The organism is Pseudomonas sp. LF-5 (assembly GCF_037626295.1).
GTDB classification, from domain to species: domain Bacteria; phylum Pseudomonadota; class Gammaproteobacteria; order Pseudomonadales; family Pseudomonadaceae; genus Aquipseudomonas; species Aquipseudomonas monsensis.
Genome location: NZ_JARKMT010000004.1, coordinates 89,212 through 104,429 on the forward strand (window position 1 = coordinate 89,212; position 15,218 = coordinate 104,429).

The 15,218-nt window shown below is 59.2% G+C and carries 12 protein-coding genes, 6 tRNA genes and 1 pseudogene; 12 read left to right on the forward strand and 7 right to left on the reverse strand.

The genetic code is table 11. The features are described 5' to 3' along the window. The first annotated feature begins 20 nt into the window (after positions 1 to 20). The 4 genes and pseudogenes from PseuLF5_RS15165 to PseuLF5_RS28195 all read left to right on the forward strand — a co-directional run bounded on the left by PseuLF5_RS15165 (position 21) and on the right by PseuLF5_RS28195 (position 4,448). Positions 21 to 782, forward strand: a complete 762-nt coding sequence (locus tag PseuLF5_RS15165; RefSeq protein ID WP_123466861.1) for an SDR family oxidoreductase — start codon at positions 21 to 23, stop codon at positions 780 to 782. Positions 783 to 971: 189 nt separating this feature from the next. Then, entirely contained in the window at positions 972 to 2,372 is a 1,401-nt protein-coding gene (locus tag PseuLF5_RS15170; RefSeq protein ID WP_186744963.1) for an aminotransferase-like domain-containing protein, read from the forward strand. A 990-nt stretch (positions 2,373 to 3,362) separates the two neighbouring features. Then, positions 3,363 to 3,587, forward strand: a pseudogene (locus PseuLF5_RS28190) (HAMP domain-containing protein); the annotation flags it as partial. Then, on the forward strand, positions 3,585 to 4,448 hold the full coding sequence (locus PseuLF5_RS28195) for a methyl-accepting chemotaxis protein (protein ID WP_445262418.1): 864 nt from the start codon (positions 3,585 to 3,587) through the stop codon (positions 4,446 to 4,448). The pseudogene PseuLF5_RS28190 and the gene PseuLF5_RS28195, both read left to right, overlap by 3 nt. A 309-nt stretch (positions 4,449 to 4,757) precedes the next feature. Here the strand turns inward: PseuLF5_RS28195 and PseuLF5_RS15180 are convergent, their stop codons facing one another. Then, the gene (locus PseuLF5_RS15180; RefSeq protein WP_123466855.1) at positions 4,758 to 5,021 is read right to left on the reverse strand and encodes a hypothetical protein; all 264 of its coding nucleotides are present in this window, start codon (positions 5,019 to 5,021) and stop codon (positions 4,758 to 4,760) included. Positions 5,022 to 5,472: 451 nt separating this feature from the next. Next, the gene (locus PseuLF5_RS15185) at positions 5,473 to 6,231 is read right to left on the reverse strand and encodes a hypothetical protein (RefSeq protein ID WP_177490681.1); all 759 of its coding nucleotides are present in this window, start codon (positions 6,229 to 6,231) and stop codon (positions 5,473 to 5,475) included. Positions 6,232 to 6,613: 382 nt separating this feature from the next. On the opposite strand from PseuLF5_RS15185, the gene PseuLF5_RS15190 reads away from it, so the two are divergent. The 7 genes from PseuLF5_RS15190 to PseuLF5_RS15220 all read left to right on the forward strand — a co-directional run bounded on the left by PseuLF5_RS15190 (position 6,614) and on the right by PseuLF5_RS15220 (position 8,792). Then, positions 6,614 to 6,689, forward strand: a tRNA-Glu gene (locus PseuLF5_RS15190). Positions 6,690 to 6,691: 2 nt separating this feature from the next. Next, a tRNA-Gly gene (locus tag PseuLF5_RS15195) sits at positions 6,692 to 6,767 on the forward strand. 104 nt (positions 6,768 to 6,871) lie between these two features. Then, a tRNA-Glu gene (locus PseuLF5_RS15200) sits at positions 6,872 to 6,947 on the forward strand. A 3-nt stretch (positions 6,948 to 6,950) separates the two neighbouring features. After that, a tRNA-Gly gene (locus tag PseuLF5_RS15205) sits at positions 6,951 to 7,026 on the forward strand. Between the two features lie 59 nt (positions 7,027 to 7,085). Further along, a tRNA-Glu gene (locus PseuLF5_RS15210) sits at positions 7,086 to 7,161 on the forward strand. A gap of 2 nt (positions 7,162 to 7,163) precedes the next feature. Further along, positions 7,164 to 7,239: transfer RNA gene (locus PseuLF5_RS15215), tRNA-Gly, on the forward strand. Between the two features lie 191 nt (positions 7,240 to 7,430). Continuing rightward, on the forward strand, positions 7,431 to 8,792 hold the full coding sequence (locus PseuLF5_RS15220; RefSeq protein ID WP_340133912.1) for an MATE family efflux transporter: 1,362 nt from the start codon (positions 7,431 to 7,433) through the stop codon (positions 8,790 to 8,792). Positions 8,793 to 8,843: 51 nt separating this feature from the next. On the opposite strand, the gene PseuLF5_RS15225 is transcribed toward PseuLF5_RS15220, so the two are convergent. From PseuLF5_RS15225 to PseuLF5_RS15235, 3 genes are all read right to left on the reverse strand, one after another. Then, positions 8,844 to 9,482, reverse strand: a complete 639-nt coding sequence (locus tag PseuLF5_RS15225; RefSeq protein WP_340133913.1) for a LysE family translocator — start codon at positions 9,480 to 9,482, stop codon at positions 8,844 to 8,846. Position 9,483: 1 nt separating this feature from the next. Continuing rightward, entirely contained in the window at positions 9,484 to 10,254 is a 771-nt protein-coding gene (locus PseuLF5_RS15230) for a 2OG-Fe(II) oxygenase (RefSeq protein ID WP_123466846.1), read from the reverse strand. An 89-nt stretch (positions 10,255 to 10,343) separates the two neighbouring features. Then, positions 10,344 to 10,970: an alanyl-tRNA editing protein gene (locus tag PseuLF5_RS15235; protein WP_123466844.1), complete on the reverse strand. Its 627-nt coding sequence runs from the start codon at positions 10,968 to 10,970 to the stop codon at positions 10,344 to 10,346. Positions 10,971 to 11,060: 90 nt separating this feature from the next. Between PseuLF5_RS15235 and PseuLF5_RS15240 the strand changes: the two genes are divergently transcribed. After that, on the forward strand, positions 11,061 to 12,059 hold the full coding sequence (locus PseuLF5_RS15240; RefSeq protein WP_128616053.1) for a LysR family transcriptional regulator: 999 nt from the start codon (positions 11,061 to 11,063) through the stop codon (positions 12,057 to 12,059). A 79-nt stretch (positions 12,060 to 12,138) separates the two neighbouring features. On the opposite strand, the gene PseuLF5_RS15245 is transcribed toward PseuLF5_RS15240, so the two are convergent. Together PseuLF5_RS15245 and PseuLF5_RS15250 are read right to left on the reverse strand one after the other, a co-directional pair. Further along, complete coding sequence (locus PseuLF5_RS15245) at positions 12,139 to 12,546, reverse strand: PA2817 family protein (protein WP_007967565.1); 408 nt, start codon at positions 12,544 to 12,546, stop codon at positions 12,139 to 12,141. A gap of 74 nt (positions 12,547 to 12,620) precedes the next feature. After that, positions 12,621 to 15,068 (reverse strand): acyl-CoA dehydrogenase, encoded by a 2,448-nt coding sequence (locus PseuLF5_RS15250; RefSeq protein ID WP_340133914.1) that lies wholly within the window; start codon positions 15,066 to 15,068, stop codon positions 12,621 to 12,623. Positions 15,069 to 15,218 lie beyond the last annotated feature (150 nt).

Sequence of the window (15,218 nt, forward strand, 5' to 3'; positions counted from 1 at the left end):
ATCCCTTCGAGGACATAACAATGAGCATGACGTTTTCCGGTCAGGTTGCCGTGGTCACTGGCGCTGCCAACGGCATCGGCCGCGCGACCGCCCAGGCGTTCGCCGCCGAAGGTCTGAAAGTAGTGGTGGCCGATCTGGACACGGCGGGGGGCGAAGGCACCGTAGCGCTGATTCGTACAGCCGGTGGCGAAGCGACCTTCGTGCGTTGCAACGTAACCGTTGAAAGCGAAGTGAAAAGTCTGATGGACGAGGTGATCAATACCTACGGTCGTCTTGACTACGCCTTCAACAATGCCGGTATCGAAATCGAGAAGGGCAAGCTGGCCGAGGGCTCGATGGACGAGTTCGACGCGATCATGGGCGTCAACGTCAAAGGCGTCTGGTTGTGCATGAAGTATCAGTTGCCGCTGTTGCTGGCTCAGGGCGGCGGCGCGATCGTCAACACGGCGTCCGTGGCCGGCCTCGGTGCGGCGCCGAAAATGAGCATCTACGCAGCCTCGAAACACGCAGTGATCGGCCTGACCAAGTCGGCGGCCATCGAATACGCGAAAAAGAAAATCCGCGTCAACGCAGTGTGCCCGGCGGTGATCGACACCGACATGTTCCGCCGCGCCTATGAGGCGGATCCGAAGAAAGGCGAATTCGCCAACGCCATGCATCCGGTCGGCCGTATCGGCAAGGTCGAAGAAATCGCCAGTGCCGTGCTTTATCTGTGCAGCGACGGTGCGGCGTTCACCACCGGGCATTCCCTGGCGGTGGACGGCGGCGTGACCGCGTTCTGAAACCGTCCTGCCAGAAAACAACCCGCCTGCGTGCGGGTTTTTTTATGGGCGCGGATCGGTTCCATTAAACCGCTAAACAATGTGTATCAAAGGGTTAGAACGGGGGCTTTTGGCGGCGTTGTCGCACAGCCTGTGCGCCGCGGCTGTGATTTACTGCGGGCAGCAAAACGGACAGGAGTTTGCTTGCTCATGGAATTGAGAATTGACCGACAGGCAATGGTGCCGGTGGTGCAGCAGATTGTGGATGGATTGACGGGATGGATCCTGCAAAATGACGTACCACCGACGACCCGACTTCCCTCCGTGCGGCAAATCGCCCGCGACAATCTGCTGAGCCAGTCGTGTGTCGTCGAGGCGTGCGAGCGGTTGGTCTCGCAGGGGGTTCTGAGTGCGCGTCAGGGCGCGGGGTTTATCGTCGCTGCAACGCCATCGCTGTTGAGTGTCGAGGATGAATCTGGCTTGCTGGAGAGCCAGCAGGCCCGGTGTGGTGCGGTGTGTGGCGGCCCCCGTGGCCTGAAGCTTGGAAGCGGTGGTTTGCCGCAAAGCTGGCGTGAGCCGGACGACCTCAGCTACGCACTGCGTGAAGTGGCGCGCACCGATATGGCCAGCCTGTTCGACTACAGCTCGCCACTGGGCCTTCCGGCGCTGCGCGAGCAGATCGCCAGACGTCTCAAACTGTTCGATATCGAGGCGCGCAGCACCCAGCTGATGAGCACCAACGGCGCCAGTCATGCACTGGATCTGATCGTGCGCACATTGTTCAAGGCCGGTGACTGCGTGGTGGTCGAGACACCCGGCTATCCAGGGTTGTTCGACCTCCTGCGCTTGCATGGGCTGCGCATGCTCGAAGTGCGTCGCACGCCGAGCGGGCCGGATGTCGAGGCGCTCGAGGCGTTGCTGCGCCAGTATCGGCCCCGCGCCTTGTTCGTCAACAGCCACCACCACAACCCCACCGGCAGTTGCCTGACACTGGCCATCGCCCAGCGTCTTGTGCAATTGAGCAAAACCTACGATGTGCGTTTGATCGAAGACGATGTCTACGCCGATCTGCATACTGGCAACGGTACACGCCTGGCCGCGCTGGACGATGAGGGGCGGGTGATTTACGTGGGCAGCTTTTCCAAGACTCTGAGCAGTTCGCTGCGGGTCGGATTTGTCCTGGCCGACCGCGAACTGCTGGTGCGCCTGGCCCAGGTCAAGATGATCAGTGGCCTGGGTGGCAGCGGGTTCTCCGAGGCGGTGCTGGCCAGCCTGATGGCGTCTGGCGCGTATCGCAAACTGGTGCAGCGCCAGCGTCAGCGCTTGAATGCCGACCGCGCCGCAGCACTGCAGGCGCTGGAGGACGCCAATTGGCAGGTTTTCGGCAAGCCGACGGGCGGGTTGTTTATCTGGGCGCGTGCGCCGCTGGCCGATCCAGTCCGCGTACGAACGCAGGCGCAACGCAGCGGTGTGTTGCTGGCCGCCCCGGAGGCGTTCAGTCCCAGTGGTGAGACCAGCGACTGGCATCGGATCAACATCGCCTTCGCCTGCGATCCACGCGCCCGGCAGTTTTTCCGCAATACCGGTGTGGATCGACCTCCAGTGTTCTGAAAACGACGCAGACCTAGCTTTTTGCCATTATTCCGACGCCAGAGACTTGTGCCGGTGATTGGCCATTGCGAATCTTCGTCAACAGACTAAGGCAGAGGGCTACGCGCAATGATTTCGGCCGTGCAAGGACGTTTTGCCAACCTCGGTATGGCGAAAAAACTGGGTGTCGGGTTTGTGCTGGTTTTGCTGCTGACCGCTTTGGTTGCAGCTATCGGTGTCTGGTCCCTGCAAACCATCAGCCAGCGCTTCGAAGGGCTCAAACAGATGTCCTCGCTCAACAGCGGCCTGCTCAAGGTGCGTCTGCTCGAGCAGGAATACGCCTTGCGCGGCAATCCGAAAACCGCCGATGCCTTGCGCAAGGGGGTGGACGAGCTGGTCGCTCAGGCCAACGAACTCAAGGCGCAATCGCCGGCCTACGTGACAGTGATGACGGATGTCGAGCAGTCGCTGGGGGCTTATCGCAAGGCGTTCGATGAATTCGTTTCGTTGACCCAGGCGAAGGACCTTGCCCTGGAAATGGCCAGTTGGTCGGTCTCCAGCGTGGCCAACAACCTCGATGTGTTGCAGGCCGGGCTGGCCGATGATGGCGCGTATACCTTGAAAGACACCGAGGGCAAGGACGGCGCGCAGTTTATCGAGCAGGCCGGGCAGGTCAGTCAGGTGTCGATGCTGATGCTGCAAGCGATGAACGAGGCGCGGGTGCGTCTGGATCAAAGTCGCAAGGGCGATGCCGACAGTGCCGGCAAGGGCAATATCGAGCAAGCGGCGCAGGCGCAGACGCAGGCCGAGGCGCTGAAGTTGACGGTCAAGGACGAAGGCTATCTGACGGTGCTCAACGAAGTCTCCGGGCACATTGCCGGCTTCAACGACAAACTGGCCGAATACACTGGGCTGCTGACCCAGGAAAAAACGGTCTACGAGCAATTGCATCAACGTGCCGCACAAGTGGTGGAGCGGGTGGATCAAGCGTCGGTCGCCGAAGACGCGGCGATGCAGGCCGAACTGAAGAAAAACTCGCTGTTGATCATCGGCTCATCGGCGCTGGCGTTGCTGGTCGGGTTGATTGCCGCGTGGGTGATTACCCGGTTGATCGTTGCGCCGCTGCGCAGTGTGATTCAGGTTGCGCAGCAGATCGCGGCCGGTGATCTGAGTGCGACGGTGCAGGTCAACCGTCGCGACGAAATTGGCCAGTTGATGCTGGCCATGCAGCAGATGGGCGCCGGGCTGAGCACGATTGTCAGCGGTCTGCAGGCGGGGATCGAGCAACTGGCGAGTTCGGCGCAATCGCTGTCGGCGGTGACTGAGCAGACCAACCTTGAGGTCAGCAGCCAGAAGGAAGAAACCGAGCAGGTCGCCACCGCCATGAACCAGATGACAGCGACGGTGCATGATGTCGCGCGCAATGCCGAAGAAGCGGCGCTGGCGGCGCAGACAGCGGATGACAAGGTTGAGAGCGGTCAGCAAGTGGTGCGCCAGAGCATGGCGCGGATCGAGCAGTTGGCGGATTCGGCGACGTCGGCCAGTTCCAGCATCGACAGCCTGAGTGCGCAGATCCAGAACATCGGTACGGTGCTCGAGGTGATCAAAAGCGTCGCCGAGCAGACCAATCTGCTGGCGTTGAACGCGGCCATTGAGGCGGCCCGGGCCGGGGAGCAGGGCAGGGGCTTTGCAGTGGTGGCCGATGAGGTTCGCGCGTTGGCCCGGCGTACGCAGCAATCGACCGAGGAAATCGAGCGCCTGGTCAGTGCGTTGCGTGCGGCGGCGCACTCCTCGGTGCAACAGATTCAGAGCAGCGGTGAACTGGTGAAGCTGGCGGTCAGCGATGCGCTGCAGACCGAGAGTGCGCTGGGCAGCATTGCGGCGGCAGTGTCGTTGATTCAGCAGATGAATCAGCAGATTGCGGCGGCGGCCGAGGAGCAGAGTTCGGTGGCTGAAGAGATCAACCGCAGTGTCACGAGTATTCGGGCAAGTGCGGATCAGTCTTCGCTGGCGATGCAGGGGAATGCGGCTTCGAGTGTTGAGCTGGCTCAGTTGGGGAGTGAGCTTAAGGGGATGGTTGGGCACTTTCGGCTTTGACTTGGCGGCCTCTGGGCCGCTGCGGGATTCATCCGGGGGCATCGCCTCCGGTGTGCTTCGTTGCACCTCCTCTTCGATGTGTCTGGTTTCGCCAGACGTCCCCGGATGAATTCCACCACTCAGCCTGTCGTTGGGACCTTGCAGATCAAAGTCAAACGCAGGCGAGCTGCCACTCGGCCTTGTGGCAGGTTCGGTCATTGCGCGAGCCCGTCTGTCAGCCCGGTATTTTCCTGACGAAGGCATTCTCTGCAGGCGCTGCCAAAGGTTGTGGACTTGGCATTGCCTGCGCTTACCTGTTTCGGTTTTGGTTTATCCGAGAATGGGGCTTGTGTCGCTTTCGAATGTTTTGTACGGGGGGACAAGGCTGATGTGGGTGATGGCTTGATGGCGGATGACTTCTGTCTGGTTGGCTCGAAGAGTCGGGTTTTGGATGATTACGGTGGCGGTATCAATGCTGACGATTTTTGCGTAGCGGCTGGTGATGCTGTTCTGAAAATCAAAATGCCCTTGCAGATAAACTTTATTGCCCGGACCGATGGCAGTGAGTTGCGACTGTGCAGCTAGGTTGTCCATAGTGACGTGTCCATTTTGTTATGAATGAAGGTTGCCAAATATGCGATCTCGTGAATTCAACTGAAAAGATCGAATGGGCTTCCAGGCAGTTCTGTTCGACAGCCATTCTGGGCAGCGGATTTGAGTGGAAACAGAAGACCACTCCTCTTTATCTGTAGGGTGTTTCTCTGTTTTCTCGGGGGGATAAATAAGCAGTAGCGCAGAGGGAGGTGTGTTTCAGCTTCGAAATGTTTAACGCGTGTACCGAGTTTGCTGTGTGTGGGAATGATCAACCCTGTGGGCTGGCTTGCCTGCGATGGAGGCTTCCCGCCCGACCAGATACACCCGGCCCCCCTGCGGTAGTGAGTCTGCTCGTGAAAGCGCCCCGACATTCATCCAGTCCCTATCGGGTTCCCAGCCGCGAGCCCACAAAAAAGCCACCTCTCGGTGGCTTCTCTTTCAACTTCTGCAATCAGTCGTAAATCACTTTCTTCTTCCAGTCCGCATCGGCTTCGACGTCTTTGAGGCCGGCGGTCAGTTGGTTTTCTTCGCCTTCAACCGGGGCGATTTTATCCATGACCTGGGCGTTGGCGCGGGCCAGCAGTTTTTCCAGGTATTGCAGTTGTTCGGAGTACATCTGGGGATCCTGCTGTTTGCGCAGGTATTGCACGCCGCGTTCGAAGGCGAGGCGGGCCTGGCCGGGCTGGTTTTGTTGCAGGGACTGTTGGCCGAGGTTGTTGAAGAACTCGATATGCAGCAGTACCAGAATGTGGCGGACTTCGCGGACCCACTGTTTGGCTTCGTTCGGCGGCAGGAAACCATCGTGGGCGGCGCGGGTGATCTGGCCGTGGAGGGCTTCGAGGAGGAAGCGTACGTCCTTGGCCTTGGCTTCGGTCAGGATCGGTGCTGGCGGGTTGTTGACCGGAATCGATTCGCCCTGGGCCACCAGCGCGCTCAGTTCGGTGATGCGGGCCTTGGTCGTGGCGCTGGTTTTTTCCAGGTTCAGCAGGCGCTGGCAGACGTTCAGTTCCAGACGGGTCAACAGCAGTTTCAGTGCCGGGGTCATGAATTGGCCGGGGAAGGTCTCGGTCAATTCGCCACAGCGGCGCAGGCGGTCATTGAGTTCGACTTTGGTGCGGGCCTTCTCCAGTTTGTTGTTTTCCACCACATGGTTCATGTAGCCAATGGCGATCAGAATTGCGATCCCGGCTATGACAAGCAGGGTGATCATGAGTGGTGTCACCGGTAAGACCTCTTTATAGGGTTCGCATGCGAGTGTAGTGGTTGGCCTTTTAGGTGCCTAGCACCGCTCGACGTGTTGATTCGGCAGGTTCAACCTGTATCGGCCGCGCATGGTTTATATGAATGCTGGCGCTTGATGTGCAGATTGCCATCACTGGGGTGGACTATAACGCCTTGGCGAGTGGCGGAATATAGGCGTCAATCGTCGGGCGACGCAAAACCCCGATTGCTCCCGTAAACGACGTCGAAGTCATTGATTTAAATAAATTTATATCTGGGGGTTGACGACCTTCCAATCCATCCATAGAATGCGCGCCACTTGCAGCGTAAAGCACACAGCGAAACGCGGCAGGGAGTGAATGTTGTAGCGTGTCCCCTTCGTCTAGTGGCCTAGGACACCGCCCTTTCACGGCGGTAACAGGGGTTCGAGTCCCCTAGGGGACGCCAATGCGGGAATAGCTCAGTTGGTAGAGCACGACCTTGCCAAGGTCGGGGTCGCGAGTTCGAGTCTCGTTTCCCGCTCCAATTTTAAACAGCACTGCTTTCGGGCGGGGCTGAGTGAAACCAGAACCAAATCTCAGGATGCGGATCTGGACACCGAAACACACACCATGTGTTCCGGGTAGCGTGTCCCCTTCGTCTAGTGGCCTAGGACACCGCCCTTTCACGGCGGTAACAGGGGTTCGAGTCCCCTAGGGGACGCCATTTGCGGGAATAGCTCAGTTGGTAGAGCACGACCTTGCCAAGGTCGGGGTCGCGAGTTCGAGTCTCGTTTCCCGCTCCAAATTCAAAAGCGCCGCTCGGCTAAGAGCGGCGTTTTTATTTAAGTGAAAGTTGTAGCCTGTCCCCTTCGTCTAGTGGCCTAGGACACCGCCCTTTCACGGCGGTAACAGGGGTTCGAGTCCCCTAGGGGACGCCATTGCGGGAATAGCTCAGTTGGTAGAGCACGACCTTGCCAAGGTCGGGGTCGCGAGTTCGAGTCTCGTTTCCCGCTCCATATTCACAAAAACGCCGCTCAATAGAGCGGCGTTTTTGTATGCGCGTTTTTTGTGTTTGCCCTGCCTTTTACAATTTTCCTACAGCCGATCCGTGAGATCAGGACGCGTCTGACAGTCAGCGCGAGGCAATTCTGGGATAACGACTGGCCTTGCTCACCGAGCTTTTTCTGTTGATTCCGGAGATCCTTCAATGTCATTGAAATCAGTGTCGCGCGGCAGTTTGTCCGAGATCCGTGCCACCGCGCTTCTCGCGCTACCTCTGATGGTCGGCCATGTCTGCGCCGGGTTGATTGCCTTCGTCGACAACCTGATCGCCGGCAACCACGGCACCGACACGCTGGCGGCGGTAACGCTGGGCACCGCATTGTTGTGGCTGCCGATGCTGGTGCCGATCGGTACGTTGATTGCGTTGACGGCGTCGGTCGCGCGTTTACAGGGGGCGGATCGTACCCATGAAATCGCGCCGATCTTTCGCCAGGCATTGTGGCTGGCGCTGTTCATGGGGCTGTTGATGTTTGCATTTCTGAGCCTTGTGCCCCTGTTGCTCGCGCCTGCCGGGATCGCCGAGCAGATGATTCCCGGCGCTCAGGCGTTCCTGCATGCAGTGCGTTGGGGCAGTCCGGCGTTGACGCTGTTTTTCTGCATGCGTTATCTGTGTGAAGGGATGCACTGGATGCGTCCGACGATGATGTTCAGTTTCGGCGGTCTATGGGTGCTGGCGCCGCTGGGCTACGTGTTGACCAATGGCAAATTGGGCTTTCCCGAGTTGGGCGCGCAGGGGCTGGGGATCGCTTCGGCCGTGATGATGTGGCTGCAGGCATTGCTGTTTGCTGGCTATCTCTGGTTTGGCAAGCGTTTGGCGCATTTGCAGCTGTTTGCACGTTTCGATCTGCCGAGTCGCGTTGGGATCATGAATTTGTTGCGCACCGGCATGCCGATCGGCATTGCGATTCTGATGCAAGGCAGCCTGTTCATTGTGACTTCGTTGCTGATCGGGCGATTGGGCTCGACGTTTCTCGCGGCGCACCAGATTGCGGTGAACCTCGCGCAGCTGTGTTTCATGATCCCGGTGGCTGTGGCGGAGGCGACAACGGTTCGCGTGGGCCATGCGTCAGGGCGCGGCGATCTCCAGCGTGTCCGGCAAGCCGCTTGGGCCGGTTGCGTGATTGTGTTGCTGACGCAGAGCGTATCGGTCGTCATCTTGTTGTTGGGCAATGAAGCGATTGCCAGCCTGTATAGCTCCGACATCGCCGTCACGGCATTGGCCTCGACGCTGTTGTTGTTTGCCGCCGCTTTGCAGTTTCCCGATGGCTTGCAGATGCTTTCGGCGGGTGCGTTGCGTGGTCTGCAGGATACGCGCGTGCCAATGTGGCTGGCGGTTTTCTGTTATTGGGGCGTCGGTGTACCACTCGGCGCGGGTTTGGCATTTGGACTGGAGTGGGGGCCGCAAGGGATCTGGACGGGATTGATCACGGCGCTGAGCCTGGCGACGCTTTTGATGGGCGCGCGATTTATCCATAGCAGCCGGGTCCGGGTGACTGCCATCAGTTGAAACAAAAAGGCCCGCCGATGAACATCGGCGGGCCTTTTGTTTGTCGGTGAGTTACCAGGACATCATCAGGCGACCGGCGAACAGGATCAGCACGACACCCATGGTGCGCTCAAACCAGTGCCCCATGCGCAGGAACAGCAGGCGCACCTTGGCGCTGGAGAAAAACAGCGCAACGATGACGAACCACAATGCGTTCACAAAGCACATCCACAGGCCGTACAGCGCCTGGATGTTCAGCGGCGTGCTGGCGCTGATGATCGTGGTGAAGATCGCCAGAAAAAACAGTGTGGCTTTCGGGTTGGTGGCATTGGTCAGGAAGCCGGTGGTGAAAGCCTTGAGCAGGGTCTGCTCGACTGCCGGCTCGTCGACAGCTTTTTCCCCTTCAATTGCCGACTTGGGTTTGCTGCGCAACAGGCTGACACCCAGATACAGGATGTAGGCGCCACCGATGACCTTGGCCACGGTCAGCAGCCAAGGGGTGGTGTGCATCAATGCGCCGACGCCGAGCAATGTATACAGCACGTGCACGGAGATGCCCGCGCCGATCCCCAGCGCCGTGCAAATGCCCACGACTCGGCCGAAACGCACGCTCTGGCGGATAGTGACGGCGAAGTCCGGTCCGGGGGCGACCACGGCCAGAAAATGAATGGTGGCCAATGCCAGAAATTCGCCCAGGTAGTTCGATAACATCTCAGCTCCAGAAAGTCAGGGGTGAAGCATTGCCGCGGTAGCCGACAAAGAACGAAAGGCTCAAGCGCGGATCTGCCACACCCGGGGTTACCGAGTGCATGCAGCGTGAATTGAACATGATGAAATCTCCGGGATTCGGCCGTACTTCAAGGGTCGGAGGGCCGAGCAGGGCAGGGTCGATGCCATAACTGTCGCCACGCATTTCGTCGAACCGGTCAGCAGAAATGTCGTCATCCCACATCTGTAATGCGCCGCCTTCGGTTGGCATGTTCAGGTAAACATTGCAGGCAAACTGTGCTTCCAGGCTGCGAGCCTGAAAGCTGTCCGGGGCGTCTTTGGCAAAGATGTCGTGATGCGCGAGGAAGCACACTCCCGGTTTCACTACGCGTGACAACCCGACATACATTTTGCGCCCGTACAGGTTTTCCAGATGCGCACCGGCCGGCCATGACTCATCGAGCATGCAGCGCAGCGTGTCGACGGGAGAGGAGTAGGGCGCGCAACGGTTACGCAATTCAGCGATGTTGCTGGTTGCACGCTCGAAATAGTCTTCGATCAGCAGCGGCTGGTTTTCTGCCTCATAGAACGCCATGCCGATGCGGCCGATGCTCGGTGCGTTGATATAGCCTTCAAAGCCTGGAGCGAGGATTTTGTCGCCAATCTGGATTGCCAATGCTTCGGGCAAAAAGCCTTTGACGCGGATGGCGAGGACTTCTTCGTTGGCCAGTTTTTTTATGCACGTCTCATCGAGACGCTCGACGTCTAGCATCATTTTTTGTAGGTCCATCTATCGGTAGTCAACGGAACCTGCGAATGCGGTTCCCCGGCGTCGGGCGATGCGTGCTGCACCGCCCAAAATCCTTAATCCACGCTGTAGTGGACCGACAAGGTGCCCTTTTTCTGCGCAAGGGACGCGATCGTGACTGTGCCCAGATCCTTCAGGCTACGTACATGGGTGCCGCCACAGCCGTAGGCGGGCAGCTCACCGAAACCGATTTCACGCACTCCTTCGCGCAACGAGGTCAGGCGTGGCAGGTCGTGTTCTATCCATTGGTTGATGCCGTATTGGACGCTTTGCGCATCGACTTCCCGGGCACCTTCTGCCGGTTTGAATTGCACCCGGCCTTCGTCTGGCCAGTGGTGCGCCTTGATCGGCGTCCAGCCCATTGCCTGGATAAAGTGGCCAATCAGGTGGCCGGCCGAATGCATGCGGGAATTGAAGCAACGCTGTTGTTCATCGACGCGAATCTGCGTCATGCCAGGCTTCACCGGCTGATCCACGTAATGCACGATCCGGTCGGGTTCCTGCACTACGCGCAGAACCCGGCTTTCATCTATCCAGCCAGTGTCGCAAGGCTGACCGCCGCCTTGCGGATGAAACAACGTGGCGCGCAGCACCACGGCAAATTCGTTCTCGTGGGGCGTGCAGTCGAGGACTTCCACATTGGCCTTGAGCTCATCACTATGGAAAAAGAGGCGAAGCGTCATATTCCATGCCCTTATTAAAATTTCTATTTTTATTATATGAATCGTGCAATAACGTGATAATCCGTTCAAACATCAAAGGACTTGTGCGCTGTGAGCATAAATCTCCCGCTACCTCTGCTCGGTGAAATGGCGATTTTCGTCAAGGTTGTCGAGACCGGAAGCTTCTCTGAAGCGGCCCGTCAGCTTGGCTCCTCGCCGTCAGCCGTGAGTCGCAGCATTTCGCGACTGGAAAAGGCCCTGGCCACGCGACTGTTGCAGCGCACTACCCGCAAATTGCGTTTGAGTGACGGCGGAGAAGAGGTCTTCAAGCGTTGTCAGGAGATGGTCAGTGCTGCCAGATCGGTGATGGAAATCAGCGGCCAGTTCACCCATGAAGCGGAAGGCCTGGTGCGGGTCAGCGTACCGAAAGCGGTGGGGCGCTTCGTGATTCACCCGCACATGCCCGAATTCCTGCGGCGTTACCCCAAGGTCGATGTCGAACTGCTGCTCGAAGACCGACAGGTTGATTTGATCGACGACCATGTCGATCTGGCGATTCGTATCACGGATCGGCCGCCGGCCGGATTGGTCGGGCGGCAGTTGCTGACTATTGACCATCTACTGTGCGCCACACCGCAATACCTAGCTGAACACGGCACGCCGACGCACCCTCACGATTTGCTCAAGCACAGCTGCATTTATCTGGGGGAAACGCCGAGCGATGCGCGCTGGAAGTTCAAGAAAGGCAGCAAGGCGGTGACGGTGGGAGTACGTGGACGATACGCCGCGAACCACACGGGGGTGCGTCTGGGCGCGGTGTTGCAGCACCTGGGCATTGGCAGCCTGCCGTATTTCACTGCCCGATATGCACTCGAACAGAAGTTGATTGTGCAGGTGCTGCCGGACTGGACCTTCCTCGCTTCCTACCATGGCGGACTGTGGCTGTTACATTCGCCGACGCGTTATCTGCCACCCAAGTTGCGAGTGTTTATCGATTTTCTGGTTGAGTGCCTGGAGAAGGAGCCGACGTTGAGCAAGCCAGCGAAGACGGGGGCGCCGAACAATCTGGCGATGGCGTATGAACTGCCGGAAAGTGAGGGGCTTCTATAAAGCAAAAGATCGCACCTTCGGCAGCGCCTGCAATCCATGCAGGCGCTGCCGAAGGTGCGATCTTTTGATCTGTGGAAACTTAGTGCTTGCTGTCCTGAGCGGACATCGCCAGCAGCTGTTTTTCCTGATTCCAGTCGAACGGTTCGTCGTTCTGTTCGGCTTCGTAGCGACGCTCTTCCAGAGCCTGATACAGGTCGATCTCTTCATCGGACAGGTAGTGCAGGCAGTCGCCGGCGAAGAACCACAGCAGATCGCGCGGGATCAGGTGGGCAATTTGCGGGTAACGGGTAATCACTTGAGTCAGGATGTCCTGGCCCAGGTATTGGCTTTCGATCGGATCGATCGGCAAGGATGCCAGCAGTTCGTCGAAGCGCTCCAGGAACAAGGCATGGCTTTCTTCGGGAACCTGTTCGGCCTCACCTACGGCGACCAGGATACTGCGCAGGTGGTCGAGCAAAACAAGATGATCGGCAACGACGTTGGACACGAGATAAGTCCTCAAGAGCAAAACGGGCGCGGGAGTATAAAGCTCCCGCGCCCGTTTTTATATGTTTGAGGGGATCAGCGGACTTTCCCCTCTGCCTGTTTCAGCTCCTCTTTGTCGAAATCATCGACGTCGATCACCTTGCGTCGTGCCGCTTCGGCATCGCGCAGACTCTGCGCTTCCGCCGGTTGCAACACCCCCGCTTCAAGTGCGGCATCAATGGCATGCTCGCCTGCGGCCGGTTTGACCTGACCGCTTTTCAGCGAGGTGTGCAGTTTTTTGTGCAGAGGCTGCGCGGCGTGCAACAGATCGCTGGCGTGTTGCAATGCGCCGACCGCATCGTCTGCCGATTGCGGGCGATAGCAGCCGGCAAGCAGCTCTTCCAGCGCCGGATCGCCTTTCGCGCGACCAATCACCCCGGCGACTTCGGCACCCAGTTTGTCCGACGGGCCTTTGTGGCGACGACCGAACGGGAACACGATGACCCGTAGCAGGCAGCCGAAGACTTTGTTCGGGAAGTTGCTCAGCAGTTCATCCAGCGCCCGTTCCGATTGACCGAGGCTTTCCTCCATCGCCCAGCGCAACAGCGGTTCCATGTGCGCGGGTGAATCCAGATCGTGATAACGCTTGAGCGCGGCGGAAGCCAGATACAGGTTGCTCAAGACATCGCCCAAACGTGCCGACAGGCGCTCGCGGCGCTTCAGTTCACCGCCCAGCAACATCATGCTGAAGTCGGCGAGCATGGCGAACGCCGCAGCCTGGCGGTTGAGGGCACGGAAGTAGCCCTGGCTGATTCTGTCGCCCGGTGCGTGTTCGAAGTGACCGAAGCCAAGGTTCAGCACCAGTGTGCTGGCGGCATTGCTCACGGCGAAACCGATGTGTTTGAGCAGCAGGCCATCGAACTCTTTCAGCGCCTGATCCTTGTCCTCGCGCCCGGCCAGAGTCATTTCCTTGAGCACGAACGGATGGCAGCGAATCGCGCCCTGACCGAAGATCATCAGGTTGCGTGACAGGATGTTCGCGCCTTCCACGGTGATGAAGATCGGCGCGCCGTTCCAGCTGCGCCCGAGGTAGTTGTTGGGGCCCATGATGATCGCCTTGCCACCGTGCACATCCATGGCGTGGCTGATGCACTCGCGGCCGCGTTCGGTCAGGTGGTACTTGAGGATCGCCGACAGCACCGACGGTTTCTCACCGAGGTCCACCGCGTTGGCGGTGAGCATCCGCGCAGCGTCCATCATCCACGCGTTGCCGCCGATGCGCGCCATGGCTTCCTGGATGCCTTCGAACGCCGACAGTGGCACGTTGAATTGCTCGCGAATCTGCGCGTATTGGCCGGTTACCAGACTGGTGAACTTGGCCGCACCCGTACCGACGGCTGGCAGCGAGATCGAACGGCCGACCGACAGGCAATTCATCAGCATCATCCAGCCCTTGCCGAGCATTTCCTGACCACCGATGAGGAAGTCCAGCGGGATGAACACGTCTTTACCGGAGTTCGGGCCATTCATGAATGCCGCGCCCAGCGGCAAATGACGACGGCCGATTTCCACGCCGGCGGTATCGGTCGGAATCAACGCGAGGCTGATGCCGAGGTCTTCCTTGTCGCCCAGCAGATGCTCCGGGTCGTAGGCCTTGAACGCAAGGCCGAGCAGGGTCGCGACCGGGCCGAGGGTGATATAGCGCTTTTCCCAGTTCAGGCGCAGGCCGATGACTTCCTGACCTTCCCACTGACCTTTGCAGATGATCCCGGTGTCGGGCATTGCCCCGGCATCGGAACCGGCGAGCGGGCCGGTGAGAGCGAAGCAAGGGATGTCGTCGCCACGGGCCAGCCGTGGCAGGTAGTGATTGCGCTGTTCGTCGGTGCCGTAATGCAGCAACAGTTCGGCAGGGCCGAGGGAGTTGGGCACCATGACGGTGGAGGCGAGGTCGCCGCTGCGGGTGGCGAGTTTCATCGCCACTTGCGAGTGAGCGTAGGCCGAGAACCCCTTGCCCCCGAATTCCTTGGGAATGATCAGGGCGAAGAAGCCGTGCTCCTTGATGTGCGCCCAGGCTTCAGGCGGCAGGTCCATCGACTGGCCGATCTGCCAGTCGGTGACCATGGCGCAGAGTTCTTCAGTCGGACCGTCGATGAACGCCTGTTCCTCTTCGGTCAGTTGCGCCTTGGGATAGGCCAGCAGTTTTTCCCAGTCCGGACGACCGCTGAACAGTTCGCCATCCCACCATACGGTGCCGGCATCGATCGCGTCGCGCTCGGTCTGCGACATCGGCGGCAGGGTTTTCTGAAACCAGTGGAACAGCGGCGCGGTGAAGTGTTGGCGGCGCAGGTCAGGCAGCAGCAACGGTGCGGCGACCACCGCCAACAGGACCCAGAGCACCACCAGCAGCCAGCCCGGTGCATGACTGAAAATACCCATTGCCAGCAGATAGACGGCAACGATGCCCAACGCCGGCAGCGGGGCGACGCGCCGGTGGGCGAGATACGCCACGCCAACGATCAAAACCAGTATCCACAACAACAGCATATTCAGTCCTCCGTGAACCAAGGCAAATCGACCCTCCAGAGCTTAGACGGCATCTGTAAAACCGGGTGGTCAGAGCAAGGTGATTGAAATCGTGGGAAACCCCGGATGGTTTTCGTAGGTTCGGTGGGCAACACGTGTGGGAAATCGTTC

Excerpts from the sequence above, each read along its gene's own strand:
- PseuLF5_RS15185 (WP_177490681.1), bottom strand. The coding sequence starts at position 6,231 with ATGATCACCCTGCTTGTCATAGCCGGGATCGCAATTCTGATCGCCATT.
- PseuLF5_RS15230 (WP_123466846.1), bottom strand. The coding sequence starts at position 10,254 with ATGATGCTAGACGTCGAGCGTCTCGATGAGACGTGCATAAAAAAACTG.
- PseuLF5_RS15165 (WP_123466861.1), top strand. The coding sequence starts at position 21 with ATGAGCATGACGTTTTCCGGTCAGGTTGCCGTGGTCACTGGCGCTGCC.
- PseuLF5_RS15170 (WP_186744963.1), top strand. The coding sequence starts at position 972 with ATGGAATTGAGAATTGACCGACAGGCAATGGTGCCGGTGGTGCAGCAG.
- PseuLF5_RS15250 (WP_340133914.1), bottom strand. The coding sequence starts at position 15,068 with ATGCTGTTGTTGTGGATACTGGTTTTGATCGTTGGCGTGGCGTATCTC.
- PseuLF5_RS15220 (WP_340133912.1), top strand. The coding sequence starts at position 7,431 with ATGTCATTGAAATCAGTGTCGCGCGGCAGTTTGTCCGAGATCCGTGCC.
- PseuLF5_RS15180 (WP_123466855.1), bottom strand. The coding sequence starts at position 5,021 with ATGGACAACCTAGCTGCACAGTCGCAACTCACTGCCATCGGTCCGGGC.
- PseuLF5_RS28195 (WP_445262418.1), top strand. The coding sequence starts at position 3,585 with ATGGGCGCCGGGCTGAGCACGATTGTCAGCGGTCTGCAGGCGGGGATC.
- PseuLF5_RS15225 (WP_340133913.1), bottom strand. The coding sequence starts at position 9,482 with ATGTTATCGAACTACCTGGGCGAATTTCTGGCATTGGCCACCATTCAT.
- PseuLF5_RS15235 (WP_123466844.1), bottom strand. The coding sequence starts at position 10,970 with ATGACGCTTCGCCTCTTTTTCCATAGTGATGAGCTCAAGGCCAATGTG.